Consider the following 26,212-nt stretch of genomic DNA (forward strand, 5'->3'; position numbering starts at 1 on the left):
TTACACGCGGAGCAAAGACGTGGATGCCCGGATCAAGCCCGGGCATGACGATGAGGGTGCGAGAGCGTCCGCGCCTACTGGTTCAGCGTCTCGTAGAGATCGTCCCACTCCGGGTTCATGGCGTGGATGAGGCGCACTTTCCAGGCCCTAGGCCAGTGCTTCATGGTTTTCTCGCGGTGGATCGCAAGGCGGATGTCGTCGTGCCACTCGTACCAGACGAGACGCGTGAGTCCGTATTGCTTCGTGAAGCCGTCGATCAGGCTCTCGCGGTGCTGCCATGCGCGTCGGGCGAGATCGCTCGTCACGCCGCAATAGAGCGTGCCGTTGCGCCGGTTCGTCATGAGGTAGACCCAACCGCCCTTCTGCATAGGGCGATGATACGCGCCCGCTCACGCCGCTCCACCGTCATGGCCGTGCTTGTCACGGCCATCCACGTCTTTTTGCAACGGTGTTTTTAAGACGTGGATCCCCGGGACGAGCCCGGGGATGACGGGAAAGACGAACACGCATCACTCCTCCGGTCGCCTCAACACGCCGCCGATCACCTGCCCTCGCCCGATCAGTTCGGGCGGCAGGTTGGTCCAGTCAATTGCCTCGGGTTTGCGGTCATGTCGGTAGAGCATCCAGCGGCCTTGGGCATCCTGTCCCTGCCTGGTGTGAAGGTGCTCGATGTCGCCGGCGCCGGAAGTCCTTCCCGGGAGCACGTCCGATCGGGCCGTCGCGAAAGCGCTGCCGGCATAGCTTGGAATCATCGGGCAACCGTCCCAAGGCCGAAAGAGTTGTCTTAGCGGCTGACAGACCGATCCCGCCAAAATCTTCATGTCAGGGAGAATCCCATGACCACGTTCAAGGTCGGCTATCTGGTCGGCAGCCTTGCCAAGGAATCGATCAACCGCAAGCTCGCCAAGGCACTGATCGGCCTTGCGCCGGAGCACCTGGAGTTCACCGAGATTCCGATCCGGGACCTGCCGCTCTACAGCTACGACTACGACGCCGACTTCCCGCCGGTCGCCAGAGCCTTCAAGGACGCCATCGGGGGCGTCGATGCTGTGCTGTTCGTCACGCCCGAATACAACCGCTCGATCCCGGGCGGACTGAAGAACGCCATTGACTGGGCGAGCCGCCCCTACGGCCAGAACGCGTTCACCCGCAAGCCCTCGGCCGTGATAGGCACCTCACCAGGAGCCATCGGCACCGCCGTCGCCCAGCAGCAATTGCGCAGCGTGCTCAGCTTCTGCAACTCGCCGCAGATGAATGCGCCGGAGGCTTACATCCAGTTCAAGCCAGGGCTGATCACCGACGAGGGCGAGGTCACCAACGAGTCAACGGCCGAGTTCCTGCGCAAGTACATGGCGGAGTTTCACCAGTTCATCGTCAGGGTCTACACCGCCCTGCCGCGGAACGCCTAACCGGGACGGCTCGTGCCGCCCCAGCCTGACAAAAGTCCAGCCTCACCTGGACCGGTCGCGATCAGGTTGGCGGACTGAGATCATGGGAGATGCGGCCCGCCGGAGGATAGAACAGGCGATGACCGCCCCTCCCCGGACCTCCGGATAATGCCGACTTCCGGGATCAGGCGCCGTCCACCCTGGACCCTGCAGGACTTCATTGTCGTCATCCTTGAAGCGCTGAGGATCCTTGCCGTTCATGGACACGGCCGTAATGCTGAACCGGAAGGTTTCCGGGGACGGCTCCAAGATACGGCTGCGCCGGTAGTTCGGCCCGTCGACCTCCCGGTTGGCGGTCCGGCCTTCCGCGACACCGATCTTGATCAGGCGCGACAGCTCTCAATACAGATCACTGTTTTCGCCGTACTTCTCATTGAGCCCCTTCTCCATATCCGCGCCGGGGGTCATATCCTTGACCTCCTGAAGAAACGGAATGCTGCGCTCGATGAGTTCTTTCTTCCCGACCTCCCATGGTCGTCTTCTATCCCTGTGTTTGAGAGGATTCGTTCAGTCATTGAATGCGACACACGACATTTAGTTGAACTCCGTCCTGGCAATTTCGTTGAGAACCGCAATCTTTTCTTGCCCCGTACCATCCGTTGCGCTCAGCGCTTTCTCGACGAGGGTTATCATGCGCTGGAAAGTGGAACCCGCGATATTTTGGAGCAGCGGCATGTCCTCATTCCAGGTCCTGCGTGGCGGCCACGACACCGCCGAAACCGGAAAATGTGACCGCCGCTCGGATTAAGTCCGCCAGCAGCTTCGTATACCCGGCATGAACGACACCAAGCGCATGGACGTGATCGGCCTGCTCGGCCCCTTGCGGCGCTACGCCCGCTCCCTGACCCGCGACGAGACCCAGGCCGAGGATCTCGTGCAGGACACGCTTGTCCGCGCCTATGAGCGCCGCGCCTCCTTCCGCTCAGGCGGCAACCTGCGCGGCTGGCTGCTCTCGATCCTGCACAACACCTTCATTGATCAGCGACGTCGTCATGTTGCGGAATATCGCCGCCTGGAGCAGGCGGCGGCCTTCGTCGACACCGAGGCCCCGCCCGAACAGGAAAGCAGGGTGCGGCTTCAGCAGGTCCAGACCGCCTTCATGAGCCTGCCGGACGAGCAGCGTGCCGCCCTGCATCTCGTGGCCATTGAGGGCCTGCCCTACCAGGAAGCGGCCGATGCGCTGAAGATCCCGGTCGGCACCCTCATGTCCCGCCTAGGCCGCGCCCGCGCGGCCCTGCGCGGATTCGAGGCTGGCTCCGACCTGTCGCGGCCGGCCCAGAACAAGTCCCCAAGTCTTCGCATCGTAGGAGGATCCGATGTCTGACCCCATCACCGAATCGGACCTCCTAGCCTACGTGGACGATCAGCTCGCTCCCGCAAGGCGGATCGAGGTCGAGGAGCATCTCGCACGAGACCCGGAAGCGGCCGCGCGCATCATGGCCGATCTGAAGGACCGGGACGCCCTCCGACTGATCCATGCCGCTCCCCTGTCACGCCCGTCGGAGAATACCCTCAAACTTGCGGTTCGGCTCGAGCGGGCTCTCGCCTGGCGCGAAATCGGCACGAAGCTTCGTCGGATCGCCGCCGTCGCGGCCCTGATCGGGTTCGGCTGGTTTGCCCATGGACAGGTCGGCCTGGGGATTTCCGACAGTGAGGCCTCGCCCAAGCCGCCTGCCTTTGTCGAGGACGCTCTGCACTCGCACGAGACAGGCCTTCTGCGCGCCCGCATGACCTCGCAGCCGGAGGTCGAGGACTATAACCCCGCCGAGATTCTAGCCGCGACCGGAATCCAGCTGCCTCCGCTGCCCAAGGACTGGCAGGTCAGGGATGCGCAGATCTTCCCGTCGCGTCATGGCCACAGCGTCGAGCTGGCCATTGACGCCGGCAGTCTCGGCCGCGTGTCCCTCTTTGCCGCACAGACTCCGGCCTTCGACGTGGCTGCCCCAACGCTGGCCCACTTCGAGAAGGTGACGGCCGTGTACTGGCAGACCGGCAAACTCACCTACGCGCTGACCGGAAACGGCAGCGACAAAGACCTTGAACAGGCGGCGATCCGGCTGTCCGGCAAGCTTCAGTAATTCCAATCAGGAGGACTAACGATGAATACACCCTACGCCTGGCAGGCCACAACGGCCCGCGCGAGCGGCGCTCTCTTCGACGAGGGCCTGCGCCAGCACATGCTGCGCGTCTACAACTACATGGGCATCGGCCTGGTCGTGACGGGCCTCGTGGCGTTTTTCGTCGCCTCGACGCCTGCTCTCTACGTGCCGCTCTTCCAGACGCCGTTGAAGTGGGTCGTCATGTTGGCTCCGCTGGCCTTCGTGTTCTTCTTCTCATTCCGGATGGAACGAATGACGGCAGCATCCGCCCGTGCGACCTTCTTCGTGTTCTCAGCCGTCATGGGCCTGTCGCTGGCATCCGTGTTCCTGGTGTTCACCGGAACCAGCATCGCGCGTACGTTCTTCATCACCGCGACCATGTTCGGCGCCACAAGCCTCTACGGCTATACGACCAAGCGGGATCTCTCAAAATTCGGCTCGTTCCTGATCATGGGTCTGATCGGCATCATCATCGCCTCACTGGTCAACATTTTCCTTGCCTCAAGCGCCTTGCAATTCGCGATCTCGATCATCGGCGTTCTCGTGTTCACGGGCCTGACCGCCTACGACACGCAGTCGATCAAGGAGCAGTACGCCGAGGGCTTCGGCAATGAGGCCAACACCAAGATGGCCGTGTTCGGCGCGCTCTCGCTCTACCTGAACTTCATCAATCTGTTCCAGCTGCTCCTCAGCCTCACCGGCCAGCGGGAAGAGTAACCCCGTCCATTGCCAGAAAGGATCGATATTTATGGACCATCAGGACCGTCAGGCCATCGAGCAGCTCTTCGGCAAGATCGCCCAGGTTGAGGATCAGTCCGCGCCCCCGGACGCGCAGGCGGTGGAGTTCATCCGCTCCCGCATCGCGCAGCAGCCAAACGCTCCGTACTACATGGCCCAGACCATCGTGGTACAGGAGCAGGCCCTGAGCGCCGCCCACGGCCGGATTCAGCAGCTCGAGCAGGAGCTTGCCAGCCGTCCCGCCGGCGGAGGCGGCTTCCTGTCCGGCCTGTTCGGCGGCGGGCAGTCCCGGCCGCAGCCCTCCTACCAGCCGCATCAGCCTTATCAGCCGCAGCACGGCATGGCACCTCATATGGCGCCCGGCATGATGGGCGGCATGGCTCAGCACCGCGGAGGCGGCGGCTTCCTGGCCGGAGCGGCCCAGACCGCCATGGGCGTCGCCGGCGGCGTGCTGCTCGGCAACATGATTGCCAACGCCTTCTCGGGCGGAGACGGGGCAAAGGCTGCCGATGCTGGACAGGCCGAGCCGCAGCAGGCCGCTGCCGAGGATTTCGGCGATGCCGGCGGCGACTTCGGCTTCGAGGAAGACATCTAGATCCAGGAAATTGTGGGGCGGCCACCCCCCGATACGTGGCCGCCCCACGACAAACCTCCGGATCCGAATGACGCTGTCCTGACGGGGCATCCAGGATTTTCGGTGCGGATCCGCACCGCCGCATTCTTCAAGCTCCTCAAATCATCCTGCCAGGAACGGAACACCGGCGAAGCAGCAGCGTTGCCCGGCTCCCGGCTAGCGCATCGTGCGGAACCGAAGGGCCGCGTCAGCGAAATGGGGACCCGGTTTTCCGCTCAAAACGATGCGCCCCTTGAAGAAAGGAAGCATCGGATTTGTCGCAAAAGTGCCAATCCACTTTTCCTGTCCGATGCTCTAGACGAACGCACTCTCCCGGTTGGGACCAAAAGGAACATTGCATGGACTTGACGTGGCTCTCCGACCCGACGGCCGTGGTGGCGCTGGCGACCCTGATCGTGATGGAGGTGGTGCTCGGCATCGACAACCTCATCTTCATCTCGATTCTCACCAACAAGCTGCCTGAGCATCAGCGCTCGAAAGCCCGCCGCATCGGCATCGGTCTCGCATTGATCCTGCGTCTCGGACTGCTCGGCACCATCGCGGTGATCGTGACGCTGACCGAACCGATCTTCACTTTGTTCGGACATGCCTTCTCCTGGCGGGATCTCATCCTGATCGGCGGCGGTCTCTTCCTGGTCTGGAAGGCCACGAAGGAGATCCACCACAACGTGGATCCCACTCCCAACGACGACATGTTCGACACCGGCAAGGCCACCATGACCTTCGGTTCGGCCATTGGACAGATCCTTCTGCTCGATCTCGTGTTCTCTCTCGACAGCATCATCACGGCGGTCGGCATGACCGACATTGTGATGATCATGGTGATTGCGGTGATCGCTGCCGTGACGGTCATGCTGCTGGCCGCCAACCCGCTGGCCAACTTCATCAACAGGAATCCGACCGTGGTGATGCTGGCGCTGGGCTTCCTGTTGATGATCGGCATGACGCTGATCGCGGAAGGCTTTGGGGCGCATGTGCCCAAAGGCTACATCTACGCCGCCATGGCGTTCTCGGCCCTCATCGAGGGGCTCAACATGCTCTCCAGGCGGGCGGCCCGACGCAAGGCCGCCACCGATCCCAAACAGTAATTGGGAGGCTCGCCCGCAGGAAGGCGACCTGCCCTGCAGCGTCATTCATCCAGCAAGGAGTTCACGAATGCACTGTTCGCAATCTGCGGTTACGGTCTTCGCTATCGGCTGCGCCCTTGTTCTGTCCGGGACTGCCGCCTTGGCTCAGCCCAATACAGCTTACCGGAGCACGGATGTGGTTGCCGGCAAGCCGCATCGCCTGGGGGTTTACGGCAACGTGCAAAAGGACTGCACGCCGGGGCCGCTGCCGACTGTCCGGGTGGTGATCCCACCGAAGCATGGCGAGTTGAACGTGCGCAGCGGGAAGCTCAAAGCCGGGCGGATCTCGCGCTGCCCGAAGCTGGAGGCCACAGCCCAGGGGGTCTTCTACAAGCCCAACCCCACCTACAAGGGAGCCGACGAGGTCAGCTACGTGGTCAAGTCGGCCAGCGGCAAGGTTGAGAGCCACACCGTCAGGATCACGGTGAAAGACGCGACGCCCGCCGACGCCAAGCCCAATCCGGCCGTCGACACCGAGCTGTGACGCGTGCATTGGCCCCGTTTCTGGCTGCGCCGTTGAAAACTTGGACCAAGCCCCAACATTGGCAAGGGCTGGCCGCGCCTCAGCGCTGAACCGGGGAGCCCTTATGACAGACGAGCCACCGCCCGGCCGCTGGCCGGTGAAGGCTCACATGTACAACGCACGATTCAGGCGGACGCCGTATTCCGCATCCGGATCTTGTCAAGCGGCCTTGTTCTCCCGGCGGGCGTTATCCAGCCGTCGGGCCGAACTGTTACACCGTCAGGATTGTTGATCCGGTGGTCTTGCGCGCTTGCAGATCCTGATGGGCCTTGGCCGCATCCCTCAAAGGATAGGTTTGGTTGACTTCGATCTTGACCTTGCCTGAGAGAACGACGTTGAACAAATCCTGGGCCATGGCCAGAAGATCGGGCCGCTTATCCGCATAGGTTCTCAAGGTAGGGCGCGTCACATACAGCGATCCCTTCTGGGCCAGGATACCGAGATCGACGGGTGCGACCGCACCGGAGGATTGCCCGAAGAGCACCATGAGCCCGCGCGGGGCAAGACAGTCCAACGAGGCGGCGAAGGTGTCCTTGCCGACCGAGTCGTACACGACCGGCACCATGTTGCCATCGGTGATCTCCCTCACCCGCTCGACGAAGTTCTCGCGCGTGTAGACGATGGGATAGTCGCAGCCGTGGACCCCGGCGAGTTCGGCCTTCTCATCGCTGCCGACCGTGCCGATGACGGTTGCGCCTAGCGACTTGGCCCACTGGCACGCGATGAGGCCGACCCCGCCAGCTGCGGCGTGGAACAGGATGGTGTCGTCTTCCTTGACCTTGTAGGTCTGCCGGATGAGGTACTGGGCCGTCATGCCCTTGAGCATCATCGCGGCGGCCTGCTGATCGGAGATGCCGTCCGGCAGCACGACCAAGCGGTCCGCCGGCATGACCCGCACCTCCGAATAGGCGCCTTGGGGGCCGCCCGAATAGGCGACACGGTCGCCGACCTTCACGTCTGTCACCCCTGGACCGACCGCCTCGACCACGCCAGCCGCCTCCGTACCAAGGCCGCTAGGAAGGGAGGCCGGGTACGCGCCCGAGCGCACATAGGTGTCGACATAGTTAAGGCCGATGGCCGTGTGTCGGACACGGGCTTCACCCGGCCCTGGCTGGCCAACCTCAACCTCCTCCCAAACGAGAACCTCAGGCCCGCCGGTCTCATGGAAGCGAATTGCGTGGGTCATGATGTCGTTCCCTTCCAAGCCAAATTGCGGCTCCACTTTAGGAGAAGGTTGAAGGTCTGCAAGGGTGAGGCTCTGAAATTCCCCTGCCCTTCAAGAACTTCCGCTTAGGCTCTTACGCCGATCAAACCCAGGCCATGGCATCCGATTCCGCCTTTCTGGTCACGCAGGCTGTCCTGCCGGCGATGAGGTCGGCAGGCTGAGGCCGGATTATCAATCTGTCATCAGTGGCTGCCCAGAGCGGATGTGTGGTCGGTTCCCACTATGCCGCCTCCAAGGCCGGGCTGATCGGGCTCACCCATTCCTATGCATCCGGTTCGCCAAGAAGGGCATCACCGCGAACGCGATCGCCCAGCCCTGGTTGAGACCGACATGATCCGCAGCAACCCGAACGTCCGTCCTGACCTGATCCCGGTGGGTCGCTTCGGCGCCGTGGACGAGATCGCTGAGGTCGCGGTCATGCTCGTCCGCAACGAGGACGTCACCGGCCAGACCATCAACGTCAACGGCGGTTGGTACATGAGCTGAGGTCAAGAAATATCGGCAGAGCAAGGTGTTGCGGGCGCTGCGGGGTTCTTATTGCGTGTTGGCGATATCGGAATAAGACTACCGGAATATGCCGGGAGCTAAACCATTCTACATCCACACGAATATGTCTGACCCTCTCTTTTTATGCCCGCAACTGTTGCGGGCATGACGCGAGCTTTCCCGCTGCTGAAGACGGGGTGTCTCGAGGTCAGCCCAAGGTCAGCTAGGCCGCCGTGAGGATTTCGTCGGCAGGTCCGAAGAACTCGTAGTGGATGCGGTTCGACCGGACGCCTGCCAGGGCCAGCCCGCCCACGAACGCCCGCAGAAACGGGCGCGGGCCGCACAGGTAGTAGCCCGCCTCGTCCAGCGGCGTGTTGGCCCGCAACCAGTCCACCGTGATCAGCCCCTCGTGATCGTAATCCTCGCCCTGGCGGTCCTCGGGGCGCGGATCGACGTAGAAGGTCGCCGCCGTGATATTGGGATGGGCCTTGGTCAAGGACCGGACGCGGTCCTTCATGGCATGCGTCGAGCCGTTGAGCGTGCCGTGCACGTAATGCGTAAACTTGTTGGGGTGCCGGGCCGCAATGGTCTCCAGCATGCTCATCATCGGCGTCAGCCCGACCCCGCCGCTCAGCAGCACCACGGGCCGCGGCGATTCCTCGTTGAGGAAGAACTCGCCGGCGGGCGGCGCCACCTTCAGGATCTGCCCGACCTCGGCCTTGTCATGCAGCCAAGTGGATGCGACGCCTTGCGGCTCCCTCTTCACGGAGATCCGGTAGGTCTCGTCATTCGGCGCGCTCGAGATGCTGTAGTTGCGCTTGAGAGGATGCTGGCCCGGCACCTCGATCCAGAAGGTCAGGTACTGGCCGGGCTGATGGCGCAGGACAGGCTTGCCGTCCTCAGGCCGAAGCACGAAGGAGGTGATGATCTCGCTCTCGCGGCTCTTGCTCTCGATCCGGAAATTGCGCCAGCCATTCCATCCGCCCGGTGCGGTGGCGAGCCAGCCGTAGATCGCTGTCTCGCGTGCGATCAACACATGCGCCAGGAACCAATAGGCCTCGCCCCAGGCGGCGAGGATCTCGTCGGTCGCGGCATCGCCAAGCACATCCTTGATCGCGCCGAGCAGTGCCTCGGCCACGTGAGGATAATGCTCAGGGAGAATGTTCAAGCCCACATGCTTCTGCGCGATCCGCTCCACGGCCGGCGCAAGCGCGCCGAGATTGTCGATGTTCTGCGCATAGGCCAGGATCGCAGAGGCGAGCGCCTTGGGCTGCGAACCGGTCTCGCCGTGATGGGACTGATTGAAGAGATCCCGGATCTCCTCGTTCTGGAACATCCGCTCATACATGCGCTTCGTGATCCCCAATCCGTGTTCCTGAAGGGCCGGAACGGTGGCCTTCACAAGATGAATGGTCATGTCGCTCAGCGTGGTCGCCATGGAACTTCCTCAAAACAGCAATTTCGGGAATGGCGAACTTAGCGGATCACTGCGGCTCCCTGAGGGCAGCGGGGCCCTGCCCGAAGAGGCACGCCGGAGGCAGGGAAATCCATGGATGCCGCCGCCTGAGACCAGAACGGCGGGCAACGCACTTCATTCGATCACCTCGTGGTTATGGATCCCCGCCTGCGCGGAGATGACACCAGAGAATGCGGGAATGACCGCTCCTCTTACTCCCTGCTCTCGATCTCACGTCCATTGAGCCTCAATCCCCGCCGGGTGAGAACGAGGTTGAATCGTCTGAAGAGCTTGAGGAATTCGTCGAGGGACACGTCCAGCTCGACATTCTTGAGGGGCAGCGGATCGGAGCGGTCCTCGATGCGTCTTGCTGCATCGTCATAACTGGCAGTGCACACGACCAGGGCCTTCATCGAAACCGCACTCCCCCTGCTCTCGGAGGTCTCGGGAACGGAAAGCTCCACACCGACGACGAATTCGCTTTTGCGATTGAGCAGACCTTTTGTCTCGAGAAAATGCATGAGGCCCTTCTCCACATTATCGGCTGCGACCGTTCCGTCCCAATCGTTGTATCGCGCGCTTGCAGTCAATGCTCTCATCAAAGCCCCCATGGGTTGCTGTGCAAAGGATGTCTACACCATTTCTGCAACCCTGGGCAGAAGTTCGCCTGGAAAATACAACCAGGGCAGTGAGCCGCTCTTCGTTCACTCCTCCGGCCAGACCATGCCCTCGCTCGCCTGCCCTCGTTCAATCAGCTCCGGCGACTGATTGGTTCAGTCGATTTTCTGTGGCGACGCACGGGCTGCAGCTCGACAGGGTCGCCAAGCATGAAAAAGCCCGCCCCATTCCTGGGGCGGGCTCTCGTCTTTCGAAACGAAAGGAGTGATGGGTTGGGCGGCGGATCAGGCGGCTTTCACGCCCTGGAGGAAGGTCGAGACCTCGTGACCCAGGTCGTTCGAATGGCGGGCCAGGTCCTGGGCGGCGCCCAGCACCTGCGAGGCGGCAGCCCCTGTTTCGCCTGCCCCCTGCCGAACATCCTCGATGTTGCCGGTGACCTGTTCGGTGCCGCGGGCGGCCTCCTGCACGTTGCGGGCGATCTCCGCGGTCGCCGCGCCCTGCTCCTCCATCGCGGCCGCGATGGAGATCGAGATCTGCGACATCTCCGCAATCGTCCGGGCAATCTGCTCGATCGCGCTGACCGCATGCTGAGTCGCCTGCTGCACGGAGCCGATCTGCGCCGAGATTTCCTCGGTCGCCTTGGACGTCTGGTTGGCGAGCTCCTTCACTTCGGATGCGACCACCGCGAAGCCCTTGCCGGCCTCGCCAGCCCGCGCCGCCTCGATGGTCGCGTTGAGCGCCAGCAGATTCGTCTGGGAGGCGATGGTGTTGATGAGCTGCACCACGTCGCCGATCCGGTCGGCCGAGGTCGCCAGAGCCTGCACGGTCTCGTTCGTGCGCTGGGCATCGGCCACCGCACGCTCGGCGATGTGCGATGACTGGCTGGCTTGGCTCGCAATCTCGCGGATCGAGATCGACAGCTCCTCGGTGGCGGCTGCCACCGTCTGCACATTGGCCGAAGTCTGCTGGGCGGCCGAGGCGACCGTGACGGACTGGCCGGTGGTCTGATTGGCGATCGCCGTCATGGATTGGGCGGTCGCCTCCATCTCGGTCGCGGCGCTCGACAAGCCTTGCGTCAGAGCCGACACGTTCGCCTCGAAGCGTTTGGTGAGATCGTCGAGCAACTGCGCCCGGCGCATCTTGGCATCCGCGTCGAGGGCTGCGGCTTCGTCCGCTTCCTTCTTGGCGATCAACGCATCCTTGAAGACCTGCACCGCATCCGCAATCGTGCCGAGTTCGGTCTTCTGGCCACGGAACGGAATTTGCGCATCCAGGTTGCCATGCGCCAGCAGATCCATCGGACGCGTGACGGATGCGATGCCGCTGGAGATCGACCGGATGATGAAGAGGGCCAGAGCGGCGGCGAGGATTGCGCCTGCGGCGAGCACGCCGATCGTCAGTGTCTGCGTCGTCGCATAGGTGTCGGATGCAACCTTCTTAGCCGTCTCGGCGCCCTTGCTGTTCCATTCCATCAGCTGCGTCAGAGCCTGTCCCATCTGCTGTGCGAGAGGGAGCACCTTCTGATTGTTGTAGTCCCGGGCTGCGGCCGTTTCGCCTTCATTGGACATACGAATGACGGCTTTCGCCTCCTTCAGATAGGAAGCCCACAGCTGCAGAAACTCGTTGAACTGCCTGCGATCCTCGTCGAGAACGATGGTCTTTTCGTAGCCCTGTACTCTCTCCGCGATGGTCTTCTCGCGACCGACCATCTCCTGTTCGATGGCCTTGGCTTCAGCTTCTCCCGCCAGGATGTGTCGCAAAAGCGTGGTTCGGTAAGCGGCAACCTCTCCGTTGAGCCCCCCGATTTCCCGCACGGCGACGAGCCAGTTTTCGGCGATTTCGATCGTTTGCATGTTGATCTGCTGCATGCCGCGAAGCCCCAGCGCACCGAGGCCGACAAGCATCAGAACCAGGAAGGAGAACGCGCCGATGAGCTTGGCGCGGATGGACAACGCTCGGATAGACATTTTCGCTTTTGTAACCTGCTCGCATGGCCGCAAGGGGCCCGCATCCCAATGATGCGATTCACCAGATCGCAGTGGGATATCGATCCAGGCTTGCCTGACGCTTTCCAAATCCGCACAGCACCGGCCTGCAGCCTGGCTATCGATTGTGCCGTGCCGGTGATGTGACGTGGAAGGATGGCCCTCCTTCGCAGCCCGAGGGGACGCAGCGCCTCAAAATCCGCCAAGCCAGCCTGAAGGCATGAAGCTTGCGCGCAGCACCATCGCCTGCCTTTCCGGCAGACCGATGATGCCGCGCGTTCGACGGTGACGGCCGCAGACGCTACTGCGTCAGCTTGCTGTACTTGCCGTCCTTCCAGACGTTGATGTCGTAGCGCGGGTTCTTGACGTCGCCCTTCTCGTCGAAGCTGACGGAGCCGACGACCGTATCCACGTTCGGGGTGCGCAAGGCTTTCGCTACGGCAACCGGGTCCGTGCTGTTCGCCTTGGCGATGCCGCCGGCAATCGCCTGGACCACGGCGTAGGAGAACAGGGTAAAGCCCTCAGGGGTGAAGTTGATCTGCTTGAACTGCTCCAGGGCGCTCTTGGCGGCCTCGTTCTCGCGGGCATCCGGCGGGAAGGTGAACAGGGTGCCCTCGCCTGCAGGTCCGGCGACCGACCAGAATTCGGGCGTGGCGAGGCTATCGCCCATCATGAGCTGGAATTGGTAATTCTGGTCCGCCGCCTGCCGTTTGATCAGCCCGGCCTCGGTGTGATAGCCGCCGAAATAAAGGAACTCGACGCCCGCGCTCTTCAGGCGGTTCACCACGGCCGTGTAATCCTTCTCCCCGGCATTGATGCCCTCGTAGAGAACTTCCTTCACGCCGGCTTTGTTGAGGTCTTCCTTCACCACATCGGCGAGGCCTTTGCCGTAGGCGCTCTTGTCATGCAGGATCGCGATCTTTTTCGTGCCGTACCTCTCCTTGATCCACGGGCCGATGAAGCGCCCTTGCGCATCGTCGCGGCCATAGAGGCGCAGGATCGTGGTGTAGCCGTTCTTCGCCGCATCGTCCGTGAGCTTGGGGGCGCTCGAGGCCGGGCTCATCATGAGGATGTTGTTCTCGCCATAGACTTCAGCCGCGGGGATGGACGATCCCGAGCAGGCATGCCCATCGACGAACTTGATGCCCGCCGACAGGATACGGTTGGCAATGGCGACGGCCTGTTTCGGATCGCAGGCATCGTCCTGGATCGAGATCTTGATCGTCTTGCCGTTGACGCCGCCGTTCTTGTTGATGGCCTCGGCCGCGAGTTCGGCTCCGCGCCTGATCTGCTCGCCGATCGACGCGACGGCGCCTGTCATCGGCCCTGCCACCGCAATGGTGATGTCTTCAGCGCGGGCAACTCCGGTGGCTGCCAGCAGAGACAGGATGGACAAGGGAAACAGCGGCCTGACGTTCATGATATTCCTCCCGTTCGTTGACCAGCGCAGCGGACTTTTCGAGATCCGAAGCAGTCATCCAATGGCGTTGGATCGAGGAGGAACTAGCACATCGTGCGGAAAAGTGGACCCGGTTTTCCGCAGTCAACGACGCGCTCCCCTCAAGAAGGAGCATCGGGAAGGCTGCACGGGATGGAAAGTCCACTCACCCGCTTCGGCTTCAGCTGAAGCCCGGGCTGATGCCGGCCCGAGCCTGCTCTTGGAATTCCCGAGGAATCCTGAGGCTCCCTAGTTCTTGGGCGGAGTGGCGGCAGCGTCTCCGCCGGCAGGAGCCTGGGCAGGGTTGCCGAAGCTGCCCATGCGGCGGTTGCGGAGTTCCTCCGCCTGCTTCTGAAGCTCCTCCTGCACCTTCTTCTGCTGCTCGGCCAGGACCTTCGGATCAATCGGCGGTCCGTCAAAGGCTTTGCCGAATCCCTCGGCCGGAATGGCAAAGGCAACTTCCCGGCCAACCTGGTTTCGGGCGCTGATCGTCAGGGTCGTACCTTTCTTCAGGGCCGCGACGAAATCATCCTTCACCGGAGCCTCGACGAAGCAGCCGTTGGGCATGCAGCTCGCGTAGCGGCCCCCGACCGGCTGGCTCTTGTCGACGACGATCCGAACGCCGGGCGGCACGAGGAAGCCAAGCGGCATCATGATCCGCATGAGCTTCTGCGATGTCTTGCCCTTGACGTCATAGAGGGCCACGGCAACGATCCGCTGCCCCTTGTCGGTGACGAAGTCGCGTGTGGTGTAACAGACTTCCGCCTTCGCCCCCTCGTCCTTCCCACAGACCTTGGTCCATTCCGTCTGAGACGGCTCCGCTTTCAGCGCTACGGTCACCAGGCCGGCATTCTGGGGCTGTTGCGCATTCTGCTGTTGAGGCTGAGCTGGCTGAGCCTTGGGAGCGGGTTGCTTCGCTTTGGGGGCCTGCCCGGAGGTTTGGGCGAGACCCGGTGCGGCACCGAGCGCCAGCGCCATCGCGATTGTGCTGGCGCGGGCGATCACAGAACCGGCAAGGCGGAAGATGAATGGCATCTCGGGAATTCTCCTCTCGTTGAGACCTACTCTCATCGGGGCGGGCCACATCACATGCTGCTTACCCCAGTCCGGGGCTGTTGTTCGAAGCGGTGAGCTGACGCAGTGCCGGTGAACAGCAGCTTAACGGCGGCCATCGTTCCCTGCTCCTGCGGATGATGGGCGGAACTTACCCTAGGGATCGGCCGTCTATCGGGAGAGGCCAGCGTCTTCGCTTATGGGCCGCGGAGCCAGGAGAATACTTGAATGAATAAGGGATTTGGCGTCACCGTGACAGTGACACAGCCGGGCGTTCAGGCCCCGAAGATCGCACCTTTCGTCGTCGTCGCCCAGGACGAGCGTGACGCCGAGCTGATCGCAGCACAGGCCGCCGGCCCAACGGCATCCGCCGAAACGCTGCGTGAACTCACGGACGAAGAGGTCCTCGCCTATGGCCTGGACCTGCAGAACCATGGCAGTGCGAAGGTCTTGCCGATCCTCAATCTATAACGGTTTCAACTACTTAGACAGCAATCCCCTATAGGGCATGATCACGGCGGATGAACGGTCGCCAGCATGCTCATTTTCCGTGCTGTCTGCCCAGCGATCAGGCGCCAGTCGCATAGCAAGTAATCATTTACCTCTGTGACATGCTCTCTGAGCATATCTCGCATTCGCGAATGCTCCTTTGCAACGCACAAAAATGGGCATAATCACTTATACGAAAGTATTAAGTTTACTGAACCAGCGTTAAGGTGAAACTCGATGAGCACGTTGCAGATCAGCACTCCCATTGCCGCCGATTCTTTCGGTGCCAACCCGCGCCGGCCGGGCCCCCTGCTCCGAGCGCTTCATGCGGTCATCGCCGCGATGGCCGAAACCAACCGCCGCAGGGCCGAGCGTGAGATTGCCCGCGTCGACCGCATCTACGGAATCGGCTCCGCCCGGCACTGAGCTGCCGACGCGCTTCAGCTCCTCCCAGATCGAGACCGCTCTCATGCTTACGTCCATGTTCCTCAATCGCCTCGCCGCTTGGCGCCGCTACCGTCAGGCCTTTCGCGAGTTGGACGGGCTCACCGACCGGGAGCTCGCTGAACTCGGCTTCGGCCGTCGTGACATCCGGGCCCTCGCGCGACAGGCTGCCGCCATGTGAGTTGTCCCGGGAGCCATCCCGGGACATTCCGCTTCAGATCAGCGACGCTCGACACCTCTTGGTCCAGCTCAAGCTCCTGTTTGCATGAAACCGCTAAGGTGAAGCGCCTGAAGAGGTGCTTCCATGCTGAAACTTGCCACCCTCATTTGGATGATTATCGGCACCGCGCTTGCCGGAGCCTTCATGATCCCGATCCTCGCTGTCCCCTCCCTTGCCGAGCAACGCATGACACTCATTCCCTATGCCGCCGGAGGCGGTTCCCTCCTTGCCGTTCCGCTTGCCATCCTGGTCGCGCGGAAGATCTACGCGGCGACAGCGGCACGCCGTACGGCCTGAGACAAGCCGAGGGCCAGCGCCATCCACGAGCTCAGATCCCTGACACTCCTGATGGCGCAACCTGGGACAACCCTCTCGCATCATGGCTGTACGTGTCGTGGCTCTTCACGTGTCCTCACCTCATCCAGTTCCCCGTCATGGCCGGGCTTGCCGCAGCCATCCCGTCTTGTCGGGTTCGACCTCATCCTGAGGAGGATCGCGTGAGCGATCCGTCTCGAAGGAGGCTCCAGTGCGCGCTGACGACGCCTCGCCCTTCGAGACGCTACGCTCCTCAGGATGAGGCTGTGGTGGGCATGGGGCGGGATGACGGGGAGCTGGATTGCGCCGGAGAATGTTCTCATTTTGTTCTTGACTGCCGCTCCAAGCTCGGCTATATCGTTCTCTGTCCTGGTTCACCGAGGGGCGCGCTCGCGAGGCGTCGTGACTGTGGAGCCGGGGCACGGTCCTGCCGGATGAGCTGACCGCACAGCCGCCGGGCAGGAGGCCGCCCGCATGTCGCAAGTGACCGATGCGGTGTCCGCCTAAAAAAGCCGTGCGCGAGGAGCCGTTCGGTTCCACGCTTCCACCTCAGATCGAGCCGGACCGCTCCTCGCGCGACCCCTCGACCCATTCACCCTCGGGCCACCACGCCGCGAGGACGCTGCCGCGCGCTCTTTGACATCTCACGCCGACAGCGCCTGCCCGTGAGCCCATCCATGACCCCGCTCCTGTCATCCTCGGCGGTCCGCCGGGACCGGGAAAGGGATCCACTCACAGGCGTAGCGCTCTGGCATCCCGTCCCCTCCGAAGGTGGCACCATCTCCGGCCGGAAATGACAGCCTCCGTCATGCTCTCTCCGTGATGCCCGGCAGCGGAACTGCGAGCGTTTCAGCGTGAGGCAGAAGCGCACCCGATTATCCATGTTTTAACCAAACCATCGTCTAATCGCTCCTGAGTGAACGTGTGTTTGCGCGCATGACGGCTTCATCACTCACGATGTCTTGTGCGCTCAAGTTGTTGCGTAGAGTCCGCCATGATGCATTATCGTTATCCGTCGGGCCGCCGTGTTCATCGGAAGAACCGGCGCAATCTTTTCCTGACGGCCGCTCTCGTGGCGATCTCCATGAGTCCTGTGGTCTTCTACGCCAATCTCCAGGGTCTAAGCGCCACACCACCCATCATCGAGGTTTCCGGCAGCATTGCAGACGCCGTGCCTGCGCCACGCACGATAGCAACCGCCCCCGTCGAAGCTGATGCGTGGATGCTGGTGGATCCCAAACCCATGGGGAAACCCGAAGCACTCGGCTCGACGCATAATCCACCGCTTGGCACAACGTTCAAGCCGCCCTTCGCGCCGCGTGCCGTAGCCAGCGCCGTGCCGCCCATGCAAGAGACCGTTCGGGAGATCGAGGCGCCTCCAGCCAGCACGACGGCTGAAGTCATTCAGCCGGCCCCTGTTCCTCTGCCTGTGCCGCGTCCCGCCGAATTCCGCTTCGCCAAGGCCCCCGACACGCCGAAGCCCGAAGCGTCGAGATCGGCAACCGCAGCAGACCCGGCGCGGGTCAAGACAGCCGCCTTGCAGACACCGCAGCCTGCAGCCATCGCCGAGCCCTCCTTCATCGAGAAGCTGTTCGGCATCAAGCCGGCGGCGCCGCCTGACAATACCCTCAGCTACGCTGCGCTGGGCAGCACCACCGGCAGCATTGCGCCAAGTGCGCGCTTCAGCCCTGCTCCGCAGGTCGGCGACCAGACCGCTGTCTACGACATCAGCGCGAAGGTCGTCATCATGCCCAACGGCGAGCGCCTGGAGGCGCATTCCGGCCTTGGCGACAAGCTCGACGACCCGCGCTTCGTTCATGTGCGCATGAGGGGCGCGACGCCGCCGGGCACCTATCTCCTCACCGAGCGCGAAGCGCTGTTCCACGGCGTACGCGCCCTGCGCATGAATCCCGTGGGCGGCAGCGCCGCCATCCATGGCCGCGACGGCATTCTGGCCCACACCTACATGCTCGGGCCGAACGGGGACTCGAACGGTTGCGTGTCCTTCAGGGACTACGACCGTTTCCTGCAGGCCTATCTCAGAGGAGAGGTGAAGCGCCTGGTCGTCGTTGCCGGGAGCAAGCAGGATCTCCTGCCCCGTATGGTCAGTCGAAGCTGACGCATACCGGTGCGCGAGCGCGATACCTGGAACCCGAACGATCTTGCACACCGCCTCTCTCCGCCTAGTTCATGGTCGAACAGGGAGAGACGGGATGAAGGGCACTCTGGGATTGTCTGTGCGACGGGCTGCGTTCCGGAACCATCACGTTCTGGCGCGAAACCTGCTCGCCACCTCGGCCCTTTTCGGCATGCTGGCGATGGCGGCTCCGGCTGCCGCGCAAGGCGGGACAGGCTATCTGGTCCCCGCTCCCGCCCCTGACAATCTTCAGAAGACGCCGCGGTACGATTGCGACACGCCCGGCGAGCCGCTGGTCTCGCTCGATGTGAAGAGCAAATACAAGCAGGACGATGCCAGCCGCTCGACCATCGATGAGGATGCCGAAGAAGACTATTCCGAAGCCGTGGAGCCCCTGCGCGATTACGGCAAAGCGCTGGTGAAGATTTCGAACGCCTACGTGAAATCCAGCCCCAAGAACACGGCGGCTTCGGCCTGCGCCCTCACGTGGCTCGACAGCTGGGCGAAGGCGAATGCACTCACCGACATGCGCACCAGGCAAGCGAGCCACAATCAGGGTCAGGCCGTCGGCGGCATCGCGCTGGCCTATCTCCAGATCCGTCATGCGCCCGGCCTGCCGAACGAGCAGAAGAAGCGGGTAGAAGCCTGGCTCAACACATTGGGGCATCAGGTCGCAGATGCCATGGACAAGAACAACGGCGTCTCGAGCCGCAACAATCATCGCTACTGGAACGGCCTGAGCGCGATCGCCGCCGGCATTGCCACGGGTGACCAGAAGCTGATCAAATGGGGCGCCGAGAGTGCCCGCATCGGGATCAGACAGATCACCAAGGACGGCACCCTGCCCCTGGAACTCAAGCGCGCCAAGCGCGCCCGCGACTATCACAATTTCGCTGCCGAACCGCTGATCGCCACAGCGGAACTCGCACGCACGCAAGGCATCGATCTCTACGCTGAGAACGACAAGGCTCTTTCGCGTCTCGTCAACCGCGTGGTCGAGTCCTTTACGGATCCATCCTTCTTCGAGAAGGCCACGGGCTCCAAACAGGAACCCTATTCCGGCGACGGCACCGTGCCGGACTCGCGCATCGCATGGCTCGAAATCTACCAGAGCCGCTTCCCCTCAGAGAAGGCCGAAGCCCTTCTGGCCTCCAGGCGCCCGGTTGCCTCGAGCGGCATCGGTGGGAACACCACATTACTGTTCCGCGGCAAGGACTGAGGAGCGCCATGGGCTCAGGGCTGTCCGCTGCCACCGGCCGCGCCATAAACCTGCCCCGTGGCATAGCTCGCATCAGACGCGGCCAGCTGCACATAGATGGAGGCGAGCTCCACCGGCTGGCCTGGCCGTCCGAGCGGCGTATCGCCGCCGAATTTCTGCAGCTTTTCCTGCGTGGCCCCGCCGCTCACCTGAAGCGGCGTCCAGATCGGGCCAGGCGCGACGCCGTTCACGCGAATGCCCTTGGGGCCGAGCTGCTTCGCGAGCGACTTCGTGAAGTTCATCATCGCCGCCTTGGTCATGGCGTAATCGACGAGATTGGCCGACGGATCATAGGCCTGCTCCGACGTGGTCTGGATGATCACCGACCCAGGACTTAGGTGCGGCAGCGCCGCCTTGGTGAGCCAGAACATGGCGTAGATGTTCGTCTTCATCGTCGCGTCGAAATCCTCCGACGTAATATCGAGAAGCGATTGCCGCTGCTGCTGCCGGGCCGCATTGTTGACGAGGATATCGAGACCACCGAGCTCGCGCACCGCATCGGCGACGATGCGTGTGCATAAGGCCTCGTCACGAATATCGCCAGGCAGAGCGACGGCGATGCGGCCTTCCTTCTCGATGAGATCGATCACCTCGCGGGCATCGGGCTCCTCGTCAGGATGATAGCTGATCGCCACGTCGGCTCCCTCGCGAGCATAGGCAATCGCCGCCGCGCGGCCCATGCCGGAATCGCCGCCAGTGATCAGGGCCTTGCGTCCCTGCAGCCGGCCAGAGCCCTTGTAACTCGTTTCGCCGTGATCGGGACGGGGATCCATCTTGCCTGCCAGGCCCGGCCAGGGCTGCGACTGGGATCGGAATGGCGGCTTGGGATATTTCATGGTCGGATCGTCCTTGGCCATGGCACCGCCGGGACGTCCTGGCTGCGCCGCCGCAGACGCCAAGCCTATTGCTGCCTCGCCAACGACACCTCGCCGCGAGATCGAACTGTCATCGTCTCGATGCATATCACTGCCCTCTCATCGGATATTTCAACCGGCTAACGGGCTTCCGGGGCAAGGGTTCGGAAAATGCTCCGGCCTCGCATGGCGGCAAGGCGTCACTGGCAAGCTCCGATCCTCCGGCTTTTCCGCTGGATCCCCGTTCCTGCTTCGGAACCTCGACAGCATATGAATGTTCATGTTCAGGCCTTGTCCCGAGGACCAGGAGCCACAAAGCCGTGTGATCTCACGCCGGTTGACTGGGCTCATCCGGTTCCTGTCCCGGCAATGGGCGGATCAGGAGTAGGCAACCGGTGGACGTGCTTTTCACTCAGGCAACGGTTGGCCTCGCCGAGTGCGATCTGGACGGATACCTCCTGCGCGTGAACGATTATTTCTGCACCATGCTCGACCGCAGCCGAGATCAGCTTCTCGGATGCCACCTCAGCAGGATTGTGCACCCGGACGATCTTCCTCGAACCGAGGCCCTTCTGACGGGTCTGATGAAGGAAGATCGCTACGAGGTCGAGAAGCGCTACCTCCGCCCTGACGGCTCGGTTGTCTGGACCCGGACGGCAGCGACCCTCATTCGCGATGAGACGGGCCGACCGGAAAAGGCTCTGGCGGTCTGCATCGATATCACCCAGGACAAGCGCCACGAAGAAATCCTGCGGGAGAGCGAGGAACGCTTCCGCCTGCTCGCCAATGCGGCGCCTGGAATGGTCTGGATCACCAACGGCGAAGGTGAAGTGACTTATGCCAGCGATCGATGGGCAGAATATACGGGCCGCCCTCTGTCGGAGGTTTTCGGATATGGCTGGCTCGATACGATCCATCCTGATGATGTGGAGAGAACGCTTCGCATCTGGGCCGATGTCCGTGCCAAGGAGACCTCCTACGAGACGGAGTTTCGGTATCGCCGATACGATGGCGTCTACCGTTGGCATGTCGTCAGGGCCAATCCCTATCGACGCCCCGGCACCGGCCAAATCACCGCCTGGTTCGGCAGTTCGACGGATATTCACGAGCTCAAGGTCGCCGAAGCTGCCCTGCGTGAAAGCGAGCAGAGGCTACGGGCAACCTACGAAAATGCGGCTATCGGCATCGTCGAAGTCGACGTGAATGGCCGTTTTCTGCGAATCAATGAATGGCTGTGCGCCATCAGCGGCTACGAGCGGCACGAACTGCTCGCAATGACGATACGCGACCTCACTTTCCCAGAAGACCAGGCGCAGGACCTGGAGCTGTTCTACCGGCAAATGGCCGGTGAGATCGATGTCTATTCCCTTGAGAAGCGCATCCTGCATAAAGATGGGCATCTTGTTTGGCTTGGTCTTTCTGCCTCGCGTGTCGATGATCCGGACGGCCGTCCCCTTTATGGCATCAGAGTCCTGCACGATATCTCCGCCCGTAAGCACGCGGAAGAAAGCCGCAACCTCCTCATCAACGAACTCAATCACCGGGTGAAGAACACCCTGGCAACCGTACAGTCGATCGCACGGCAGACCTTGCGCAATGCCCGCTCACCACAGCAAGCCGAAGAGGATTTGGAGAGTCGTCTATTGGCTCTCTCCCGGACGCACGATGTTCTCACGCGGGAAAATTGGGAACGCGCCGGTCTCCCGGATATCGTGGCCCAAGCGATTGCCCCCTATCTGAGCCGGGGCGAGCAGCGGTTTGAGGCGCACGGCCCGCAAGTGATCCTGACTCCGCAACAGGCCCTCTCGCTTGCAATGGCTCTTCAGGAACTCGCCACGAATGCAGTCAAGTACGGCTCGCTCTCGAACGAGACAGGCACGGTTACCATTGAATGGTCCACGACAATCTCAGATAGAGGCCTATACCTGCATCTTGTCTGGAAGGAGAGCGGCGGCCCGCCGGTGCAGCCCCCTACCCGCCGCGGATTCGGAACGCGCCTCATAGAAAGAAGCCTCGCCAGAGAGCTGGAGGGGCAGGTCACGATCGACTTTCACCCCACCGGACTCATCTGCACTGCAGATATCCCTTTGGGATGAGGCATACTTCTCGAGTTTTTCGCCGATGTCGCCGGCGAAGCAAATCGTGTTGACCGGATCACCGGCTTTCTCGTCATCGACGATACGATCCGGAGCGATCACATTATCTAATGATGCCGATGGCTTCGGAAAGGGAGGCGCGGCCCTTTGTGCCGTTCTCTCCAAGAGGCCCAGGATGACAACCTCGAATTTCTACGTCATCTAAGAGCCTCCCCATTCTGGAGATTCCTATGGCAGACCTTTCCGCCTTCCCCATCACCAAGCGCTGGCCCGCCTCCCATCCGGACCGGCTGCAGCTCTATTCGCTGCCGACGCCCAACGGGGTGAAGGTATCGATCATGCTGGAGGAGATCGGCCTGCCTTACGAGCCGCATCTGATCGACATCGGCAAGAACGAGACCTGGACGGAAGAATTCCTCTCGCTCAATCCAAACGGCAAGATCCCGGCGATCATTGATCCCAACGGTCCGGACGGAAAGCCGTTAGGGCTCTTCGAATCCGGCGCGATCCTCCTCTACCTTGCGGAGAAGAGCGGCCGACTCCTGCCGAAGGATCCGGCACGGCGCTACGAGACTGTTCAATGGGTATTCTTCCAGATGGCAGCCGTAGGCCCAATGTTCGGCCAGCTCGGCTTCTTCCATAAATTTGCGGGTCGCGAGATCGAGGATAAGCGGCCGCTCGAGCGCTATCGCGCAGAATCGAAGCGCCTGCTCGGCGTGCTGGAAAAGCGGCTCACGGGCCGCCAGTGGATCATGGGCGACGAGTACACCATCGCCGATATCTCCCTGCTTGGCTGGGTGCGCAATCTCATCGGTTTTTATGGAGCCGGCGAGCTTGTTGAATACGATACGCTCAAGAATGTCCCTGCCTGGCTGGAACGAGGCCTTGCTCGCCCTGCCGTGCAGCGCGGTCTTGAGATCCCGAAGCGGGCGTGACGCATTATTAAACGCTACTTTTCTCGATATCTTGTTAGCCAGCAACCGTGAGAGCGGCCTCACGGTTGTCTTCACGATCGCGCGTCAGAACGGCTTAGATCGATCTCGCGACTGCCCAAAAATTAACACAGAATAATCAAATCAATAGAGGCGTGCTCCTGTCTCAATCCTCGCAAAGAGGAAACCACAGAGTAAGCTGTGACATTAGGTGCCAGCGAAGCAGCCTGGCTGAGAGCACGTTTATATGGCCTCACCTTCGATTGTGTTTCAGTTGGGGTGAAGCCTTGCGGCTCTGATCGACACAGATCGAGCCGGTAGTGCGCGTTCAAGTGAATTGGAACCACTCTTTTCATAGCAGTGAGACACAATGCCCGCTAACAGACGGTTCAGTCAAACGCCACCGGACAAGGCAAACGAGCTCTTCGAGAAGCTCCTTGCGACATCCGACAATGCTGTCAAGACACGCGAACGCCTTTTCGCAGACCTCAAGGAAGAGCTCGAACTCCTGGCAAGCCTCCAAGAGCAACATCTCTTTCCTGTTCTGATGCGGAACGGCATGCACGATCTCGTGCAGATGGCCGTCAATGACAACCAGGAAACTATTGCGCTCCTAACGCAACTCGAGCGCATGCCCAAGAACAGCAGCGAGTTCCTCGATCATGTCACCCGATTGAGGAGAGTTTTCCAGCAGCATATCCGGGATGACAAGAAAGAGCTTCTTCCTGCCGTGCTCGAGGTTCTCAGCGAGGAGGAGGTGGAGGCGGTGATCGAGAAGGTGGAGGATAAGATGGCCAGTATTGACGAAGCAAAGCGGTTTGAAACGCAGCATAACCGTGAGCAGATCGAGACCGTCCAAAGGGTCGCGATTGATGTCGCTGATACAATGCGGGCTGGAGCGGAAAGCGCCCAGACCCTGGCCCGTGCTCTCCAGGAAGCCGTCGAGAGCAGCGTCAACACGTTCTCCGAATTGGCTCGCCACTCGACAGGGCAAGCCTTGCAGATGTTTAACCGTCCCAGCGGGGAGACACAGGGGCTCACGACCCAAGCCTCGCAGAACTTCCGGATTGCCGCGCAATCCGGTTCGGCTCTGGCGCGCGGGATGCAAGACGTTTCCCGCGAATGTTTTGAACTGAGTCAGAAGCGCCTTCAAAGAAATCTCGAAGGCTTGACTGCCCTGGCCCAATGCCGGTCTATGTCTGACCTCATTGCAGCTCAGAGTTCCCTGATCCGGGACAATGTTGAGCAAACCGTTGACAATAGCCGGCGCATTGCCGAGCTCGCCCTCCAGGTGGCGGACGAGGCCACTCGCACCGTGACCGTTCAGGTTGAAAGATCCGAAAAATCAGATCAACGCGTCAGCCGTGCAGCCTGAGACTTAAAACTGTCCAGATCGGAACGCTCCTGGCTTCGAAGCCAGGAGCGTCGGTTCGCATCGCGTCGAAAAGCGGCAAAAGCGCAAGGAATTTATCCCAGCAAGTCCCGCAATGTACGCATGAAAACGCGCGACCCGATCACGATCAGATCATCCGGAAAATCATAATCCGGATTGTGGAGCGCTGGGTGATCCTCACCAGCGCCGAGAAAAAACATTGCGGCTGGAGCTTTCGCACCCAATTGCCCGAAGTCCTCGGACGCACGCATCGGCAGATCCCCCTTGTCATGCGGCACGCCCTCGGCTTCGAGTGCACGGCGTAAGTGTGCCACCGCTTCGGGAGCGTTCTCGCAATGGTGGAAAACGTCGCTATACGAGATCTCGATGGATAGGCCGCTGTCCCGCGCTGCATCCTTCGCCATTTGTTCGGCCTTGGACACGAGAGCGTCCATGCCCGCGTCAGTCATCGTCCGAAGCGTCGCCCAGATCTCTCCGTGAGCAGGAGCAATGCCGAAGGCCGGCTCGCCGATCTGCGCGTGCGTCACGGTCACCATCGCGCAGCTCTCGTCCATGGGACCACCGCTCCCCAGAGCGGTGAGCGCTGGCATGAGCTGTGCGATGGCACTGACCGGCGACACTCCGGTCTCAGGCATCGAGGCATGGGCTGTCTTGCCCGTGAGCACAATGCGTATACCCCGCGAGGCGCAATTCACCGGTCCTTCGATCAGCGCGACCTTGCCGAACTTCATGCCCGGCATGTTGTGAAGCGCGAACACGAAGTCGGGCGCAACCTCGCGAAACCTAGGATCCGCCACAACGGCGGCGGCTCCCGCTCCCGTCTCCTCGGCAGGCTGAAAGAGCAGGATGGCACGACCACGTTGCGGACGTTGCCGACTCAAGCCTCGGGCAAGAGCTGCGAGGATCGCCATGTGCCCGTCATGTCCGCATAGATGCGCTTTGCCTCGTACGCGTGAGCGATGAGGCGCTTCGGAAATTTCCTCGATAGGCAGGGCGTCGAGCTCCGCGCGAAACATCACCGTGGGACCGGGCTCCCCGCCCTCGAAGATGCCGGCAACGCCATGACCGCCGAGGCCCGTGAGGATCCGATCGGCGCCCGCCGAGGCAAGCAAAGTCTCTACCGTTCGGGCGGTTCCAGCCTCCTCCCCTGAGATCTCGGGATGGCGGTGCAGTCCGCGGCGCCACTCGGTCAACTCGACCACATCTTGATTGGTTAAAAACACAGCATGGAACTCCAGCCATCC

Annotated in this window: 29 protein-coding genes and 1 pseudogene; 18 read left to right on the forward strand and 12 right to left on the reverse strand. The window is 62.0% G+C overall.

Annotation, left to right across the window (positions count from 1 at the left end; all coding sequences use genetic code 11):
- Positions 1-74: 74 nt before the first annotated feature.
- A complete protein-coding gene (locus tag ACUXUR_RS19485) occupies positions 75-368 on the reverse strand; it encodes a GIY-YIG nuclease family protein (protein ID WP_445504019.1) in 294 nt (97 codons plus the stop codon).
- A gap of 141 nt (positions 369-509) precedes the next feature.
- Complete coding sequence (locus ACUXUR_RS19490) at positions 510-752, reverse strand: hypothetical protein (RefSeq protein WP_445504020.1); 243 nt, start codon at positions 750-752, stop codon at positions 510-512.
- An 84-nt stretch (positions 753-836) separates the two neighbouring features.
- Here ACUXUR_RS19490 and ACUXUR_RS19495 point away from each other — a divergent pair, with 84 nt between their 5' ends.
- Complete coding sequence (locus ACUXUR_RS19495; RefSeq protein WP_445504021.1) at positions 837-1,409, forward strand: NADPH-dependent FMN reductase; 573 nt, start codon at positions 837-839, stop codon at positions 1,407-1,409.
- A 61-nt stretch (positions 1,410-1,470) separates the two neighbouring features.
- Here ACUXUR_RS19495 and ACUXUR_RS19500 read toward each other — a convergent pair.
- Both ACUXUR_RS19500 and ACUXUR_RS19505 read right to left on the reverse strand, forming a co-directional pair.
- Positions 1,471-1,856: pseudogene (locus ACUXUR_RS19500) on the reverse strand (4-hydroxylaminobenzoate lyase).
- 126 nt (positions 1,857-1,982) lie between these two features.
- Positions 1,983-2,123: a hypothetical protein gene (locus ACUXUR_RS19505; RefSeq protein WP_445504022.1), complete on the reverse strand. Its 141-nt coding sequence runs from the start codon at positions 2,121-2,123 to the stop codon at positions 1,983-1,985.
- Positions 2,124-2,223: 100 nt separating this feature from the next.
- On the opposite strand from ACUXUR_RS19505, the gene ACUXUR_RS19510 reads away from it, so the two are divergent.
- From ACUXUR_RS19510 to ACUXUR_RS19535, 6 genes are all read left to right on the forward strand, one after another.
- Positions 2,224-2,772, forward strand: a complete 549-nt coding sequence (locus ACUXUR_RS19510) for a sigma-70 family RNA polymerase sigma factor (protein ID WP_445504023.1) — start codon at positions 2,224-2,226, stop codon at positions 2,770-2,772.
- Positions 2,765-3,526 (forward strand): anti-sigma factor family protein, encoded by a 762-nt coding sequence (locus ACUXUR_RS19515; protein ID WP_445504024.1) that lies wholly within the window; start codon positions 2,765-2,767, stop codon positions 3,524-3,526. The genes ACUXUR_RS19510 and ACUXUR_RS19515 overlap by 8 nt, the downstream gene beginning before the upstream one ends.
- Before the next feature lie 21 nt (positions 3,527-3,547).
- Entirely contained in the window at positions 3,548-4,264 is a 717-nt protein-coding gene (locus ACUXUR_RS19520) for a Bax inhibitor-1/YccA family protein (protein WP_445504025.1), read from the forward strand.
- Between the two features lie 31 nt (positions 4,265-4,295).
- Positions 4,296-4,880, forward strand: a complete 585-nt coding sequence (locus ACUXUR_RS19525) for a DUF2076 domain-containing protein (RefSeq protein ID WP_445504026.1) — start codon at positions 4,296-4,298, stop codon at positions 4,878-4,880.
- A 377-nt stretch (positions 4,881-5,257) separates the two neighbouring features.
- Positions 5,258-6,007 (forward strand): TerC family protein, encoded by a 750-nt coding sequence (locus ACUXUR_RS19530; RefSeq protein WP_445504027.1) that lies wholly within the window; start codon positions 5,258-5,260, stop codon positions 6,005-6,007.
- A 67-nt stretch (positions 6,008-6,074) separates the two neighbouring features.
- The gene (locus tag ACUXUR_RS19535; RefSeq protein ID WP_445504028.1) at positions 6,075-6,530 is read left to right on the forward strand and encodes a 4-aminobutyrate aminotransferase; all 456 of its coding nucleotides are present in this window, start codon (positions 6,075-6,077) and stop codon (positions 6,528-6,530) included.
- Positions 6,531-6,780: 250 nt separating this feature from the next.
- On the opposite strand, the gene ACUXUR_RS19540 is transcribed toward ACUXUR_RS19535, so the two are convergent.
- A complete protein-coding gene (locus ACUXUR_RS19540; protein WP_445504029.1) occupies positions 6,781-7,755 on the reverse strand; it encodes a quinone oxidoreductase family protein in 975 nt (324 codons plus the stop codon).
- A 245-nt stretch (positions 7,756-8,000) separates the two neighbouring features.
- Between ACUXUR_RS19540 and ACUXUR_RS19545 the strand changes: the two genes are divergently transcribed.
- Both ACUXUR_RS19545 and ACUXUR_RS19550 read left to right on the forward strand, forming a co-directional pair.
- A complete protein-coding gene (locus ACUXUR_RS19545) occupies positions 8,001-8,117 on the forward strand; it encodes a hypothetical protein (protein ID WP_445504030.1) in 117 nt (38 codons plus the stop codon).
- Between the two features lie 7 nt (positions 8,118-8,124).
- Complete coding sequence (locus ACUXUR_RS19550) at positions 8,125-8,280, forward strand: hypothetical protein (RefSeq protein WP_445504031.1); 156 nt, start codon at positions 8,125-8,127, stop codon at positions 8,278-8,280.
- Between the two features lie 223 nt (positions 8,281-8,503).
- Here the strand turns inward: ACUXUR_RS19550 and hmpA are convergent, their stop codons facing one another.
- The 5 genes from hmpA to ACUXUR_RS19575 all read right to left on the reverse strand — a co-directional run bounded on the left by hmpA (position 8,504) and on the right by ACUXUR_RS19575 (position 14,812).
- Positions 8,504-9,718 carry an NO-inducible flavohemoprotein gene (hmpA, locus tag ACUXUR_RS19555; RefSeq protein WP_445504032.1) on the reverse strand — a complete coding sequence of 405 codons (1,215 nt, stop codon included), beginning with the start codon at positions 9,716-9,718 and terminating at the stop codon, positions 8,504-8,506.
- Positions 9,719-9,948: 230 nt separating this feature from the next.
- Positions 9,949-10,335, reverse strand: a complete 387-nt coding sequence (locus tag ACUXUR_RS19560; RefSeq protein ID WP_445504033.1) for a hypothetical protein — start codon at positions 10,333-10,335, stop codon at positions 9,949-9,951.
- Between the two features lie 303 nt (positions 10,336-10,638).
- Positions 10,639-12,321, reverse strand: a complete 1,683-nt coding sequence (locus tag ACUXUR_RS19565; RefSeq protein WP_445504034.1) for a methyl-accepting chemotaxis protein — start codon at positions 12,319-12,321, stop codon at positions 10,639-10,641.
- 319 nt (positions 12,322-12,640) lie between these two features.
- Positions 12,641-13,759, reverse strand: a complete 1,119-nt coding sequence (locus ACUXUR_RS19570) for an ABC transporter substrate-binding protein (protein WP_445504035.1) — start codon at positions 13,757-13,759, stop codon at positions 12,641-12,643.
- A gap of 267 nt (positions 13,760-14,026) precedes the next feature.
- Entirely contained in the window at positions 14,027-14,812 is a 786-nt protein-coding gene (locus ACUXUR_RS19575; RefSeq protein ID WP_445504036.1) for an invasion associated locus B family protein, read from the reverse strand.
- Between the two features lie 246 nt (positions 14,813-15,058).
- Between ACUXUR_RS19575 and ACUXUR_RS19580 the strand changes: the two genes are divergently transcribed.
- The 6 genes from ACUXUR_RS19580 (at position 15,059) to ACUXUR_RS19605 (ending at position 19,654) form a co-directional block, all read left to right on the forward strand.
- Entirely contained in the window at positions 15,059-15,301 is a 243-nt protein-coding gene (locus ACUXUR_RS19580; RefSeq protein ID WP_445504037.1) for a hypothetical protein, read from the forward strand.
- A 255-nt stretch (positions 15,302-15,556) separates the two neighbouring features.
- The gene (locus ACUXUR_RS19585) at positions 15,557-15,745 is read left to right on the forward strand and encodes a hypothetical protein (RefSeq protein ID WP_445504038.1); all 189 of its coding nucleotides are present in this window, start codon (positions 15,557-15,559) and stop codon (positions 15,743-15,745) included.
- A 43-nt stretch (positions 15,746-15,788) separates the two neighbouring features.
- Positions 15,789-15,944, forward strand: a complete 156-nt coding sequence (locus ACUXUR_RS19590) for a YjiS-like domain-containing protein (RefSeq protein ID WP_445504039.1) — start codon at positions 15,789-15,791, stop codon at positions 15,942-15,944.
- 123 nt (positions 15,945-16,067) lie between these two features.
- Entirely contained in the window at positions 16,068-16,280 is a 213-nt protein-coding gene (locus ACUXUR_RS19595; protein ID WP_445504040.1) for a hypothetical protein, read from the forward strand.
- 1,012 nt (positions 16,281-17,292) lie between these two features.
- Positions 17,293-18,417, forward strand: a complete 1,125-nt coding sequence (locus tag ACUXUR_RS19600; RefSeq protein WP_445504041.1) for a DUF2778 domain-containing protein — start codon at positions 17,293-17,295, stop codon at positions 18,415-18,417.
- Between the two features lie 94 nt (positions 18,418-18,511).
- Positions 18,512-19,654 carry an alginate lyase family protein gene (locus tag ACUXUR_RS19605; protein ID WP_445504042.1) on the forward strand — a complete coding sequence of 381 codons (1,143 nt, stop codon included), beginning with the start codon at positions 18,512-18,514 and terminating at the stop codon, positions 19,652-19,654.
- 14 nt (positions 19,655-19,668) lie between these two features.
- Here ACUXUR_RS19605 and ACUXUR_RS19610 read toward each other — a convergent pair whose 3' ends face one another.
- A complete protein-coding gene (locus ACUXUR_RS19610) occupies positions 19,669-20,655 on the reverse strand; it encodes an SDR family oxidoreductase (RefSeq protein ID WP_445504043.1) in 987 nt (328 codons plus the stop codon).
- 287 nt (positions 20,656-20,942) lie between these two features.
- Here ACUXUR_RS19610 and ACUXUR_RS19615 point away from each other — a divergent pair, with 287 nt between their 5' ends.
- The 3 genes from ACUXUR_RS19615 to ACUXUR_RS19625 all read left to right on the forward strand — a co-directional run bounded on the left by ACUXUR_RS19615 (position 20,943) and on the right by ACUXUR_RS19625 (position 24,950).
- Entirely contained in the window at positions 20,943-22,643 is a 1,701-nt protein-coding gene (locus ACUXUR_RS19615) for a PAS domain S-box protein (protein ID WP_445504044.1), read from the forward strand.
- A gap of 230 nt (positions 22,644-22,873) precedes the next feature.
- Positions 22,874-23,578 carry a glutathione S-transferase N-terminal domain-containing protein gene (locus tag ACUXUR_RS19620; RefSeq protein WP_445504045.1) on the forward strand — a complete coding sequence of 235 codons (705 nt, stop codon included), beginning with the start codon at positions 22,874-22,876 and terminating at the stop codon, positions 23,576-23,578.
- A gap of 367 nt (positions 23,579-23,945) precedes the next feature.
- Positions 23,946-24,950 carry a phasin family protein gene (locus tag ACUXUR_RS19625; RefSeq protein ID WP_445504046.1) on the forward strand — a complete coding sequence of 335 codons (1,005 nt, stop codon included), beginning with the start codon at positions 23,946-23,948 and terminating at the stop codon, positions 24,948-24,950.
- A gap of 92 nt (positions 24,951-25,042) precedes the next feature.
- On the opposite strand, the gene ACUXUR_RS19630 is transcribed toward ACUXUR_RS19625, so the two are convergent.
- A complete protein-coding gene (locus ACUXUR_RS19630) occupies positions 25,043-26,191 on the reverse strand; it encodes an amidohydrolase (RefSeq protein WP_445504047.1) in 1,149 nt (382 codons plus the stop codon).
- Positions 26,192-26,212 lie beyond the last annotated feature (21 nt).

Source organism: Microvirga medicaginis, assembly GCF_052658925.1.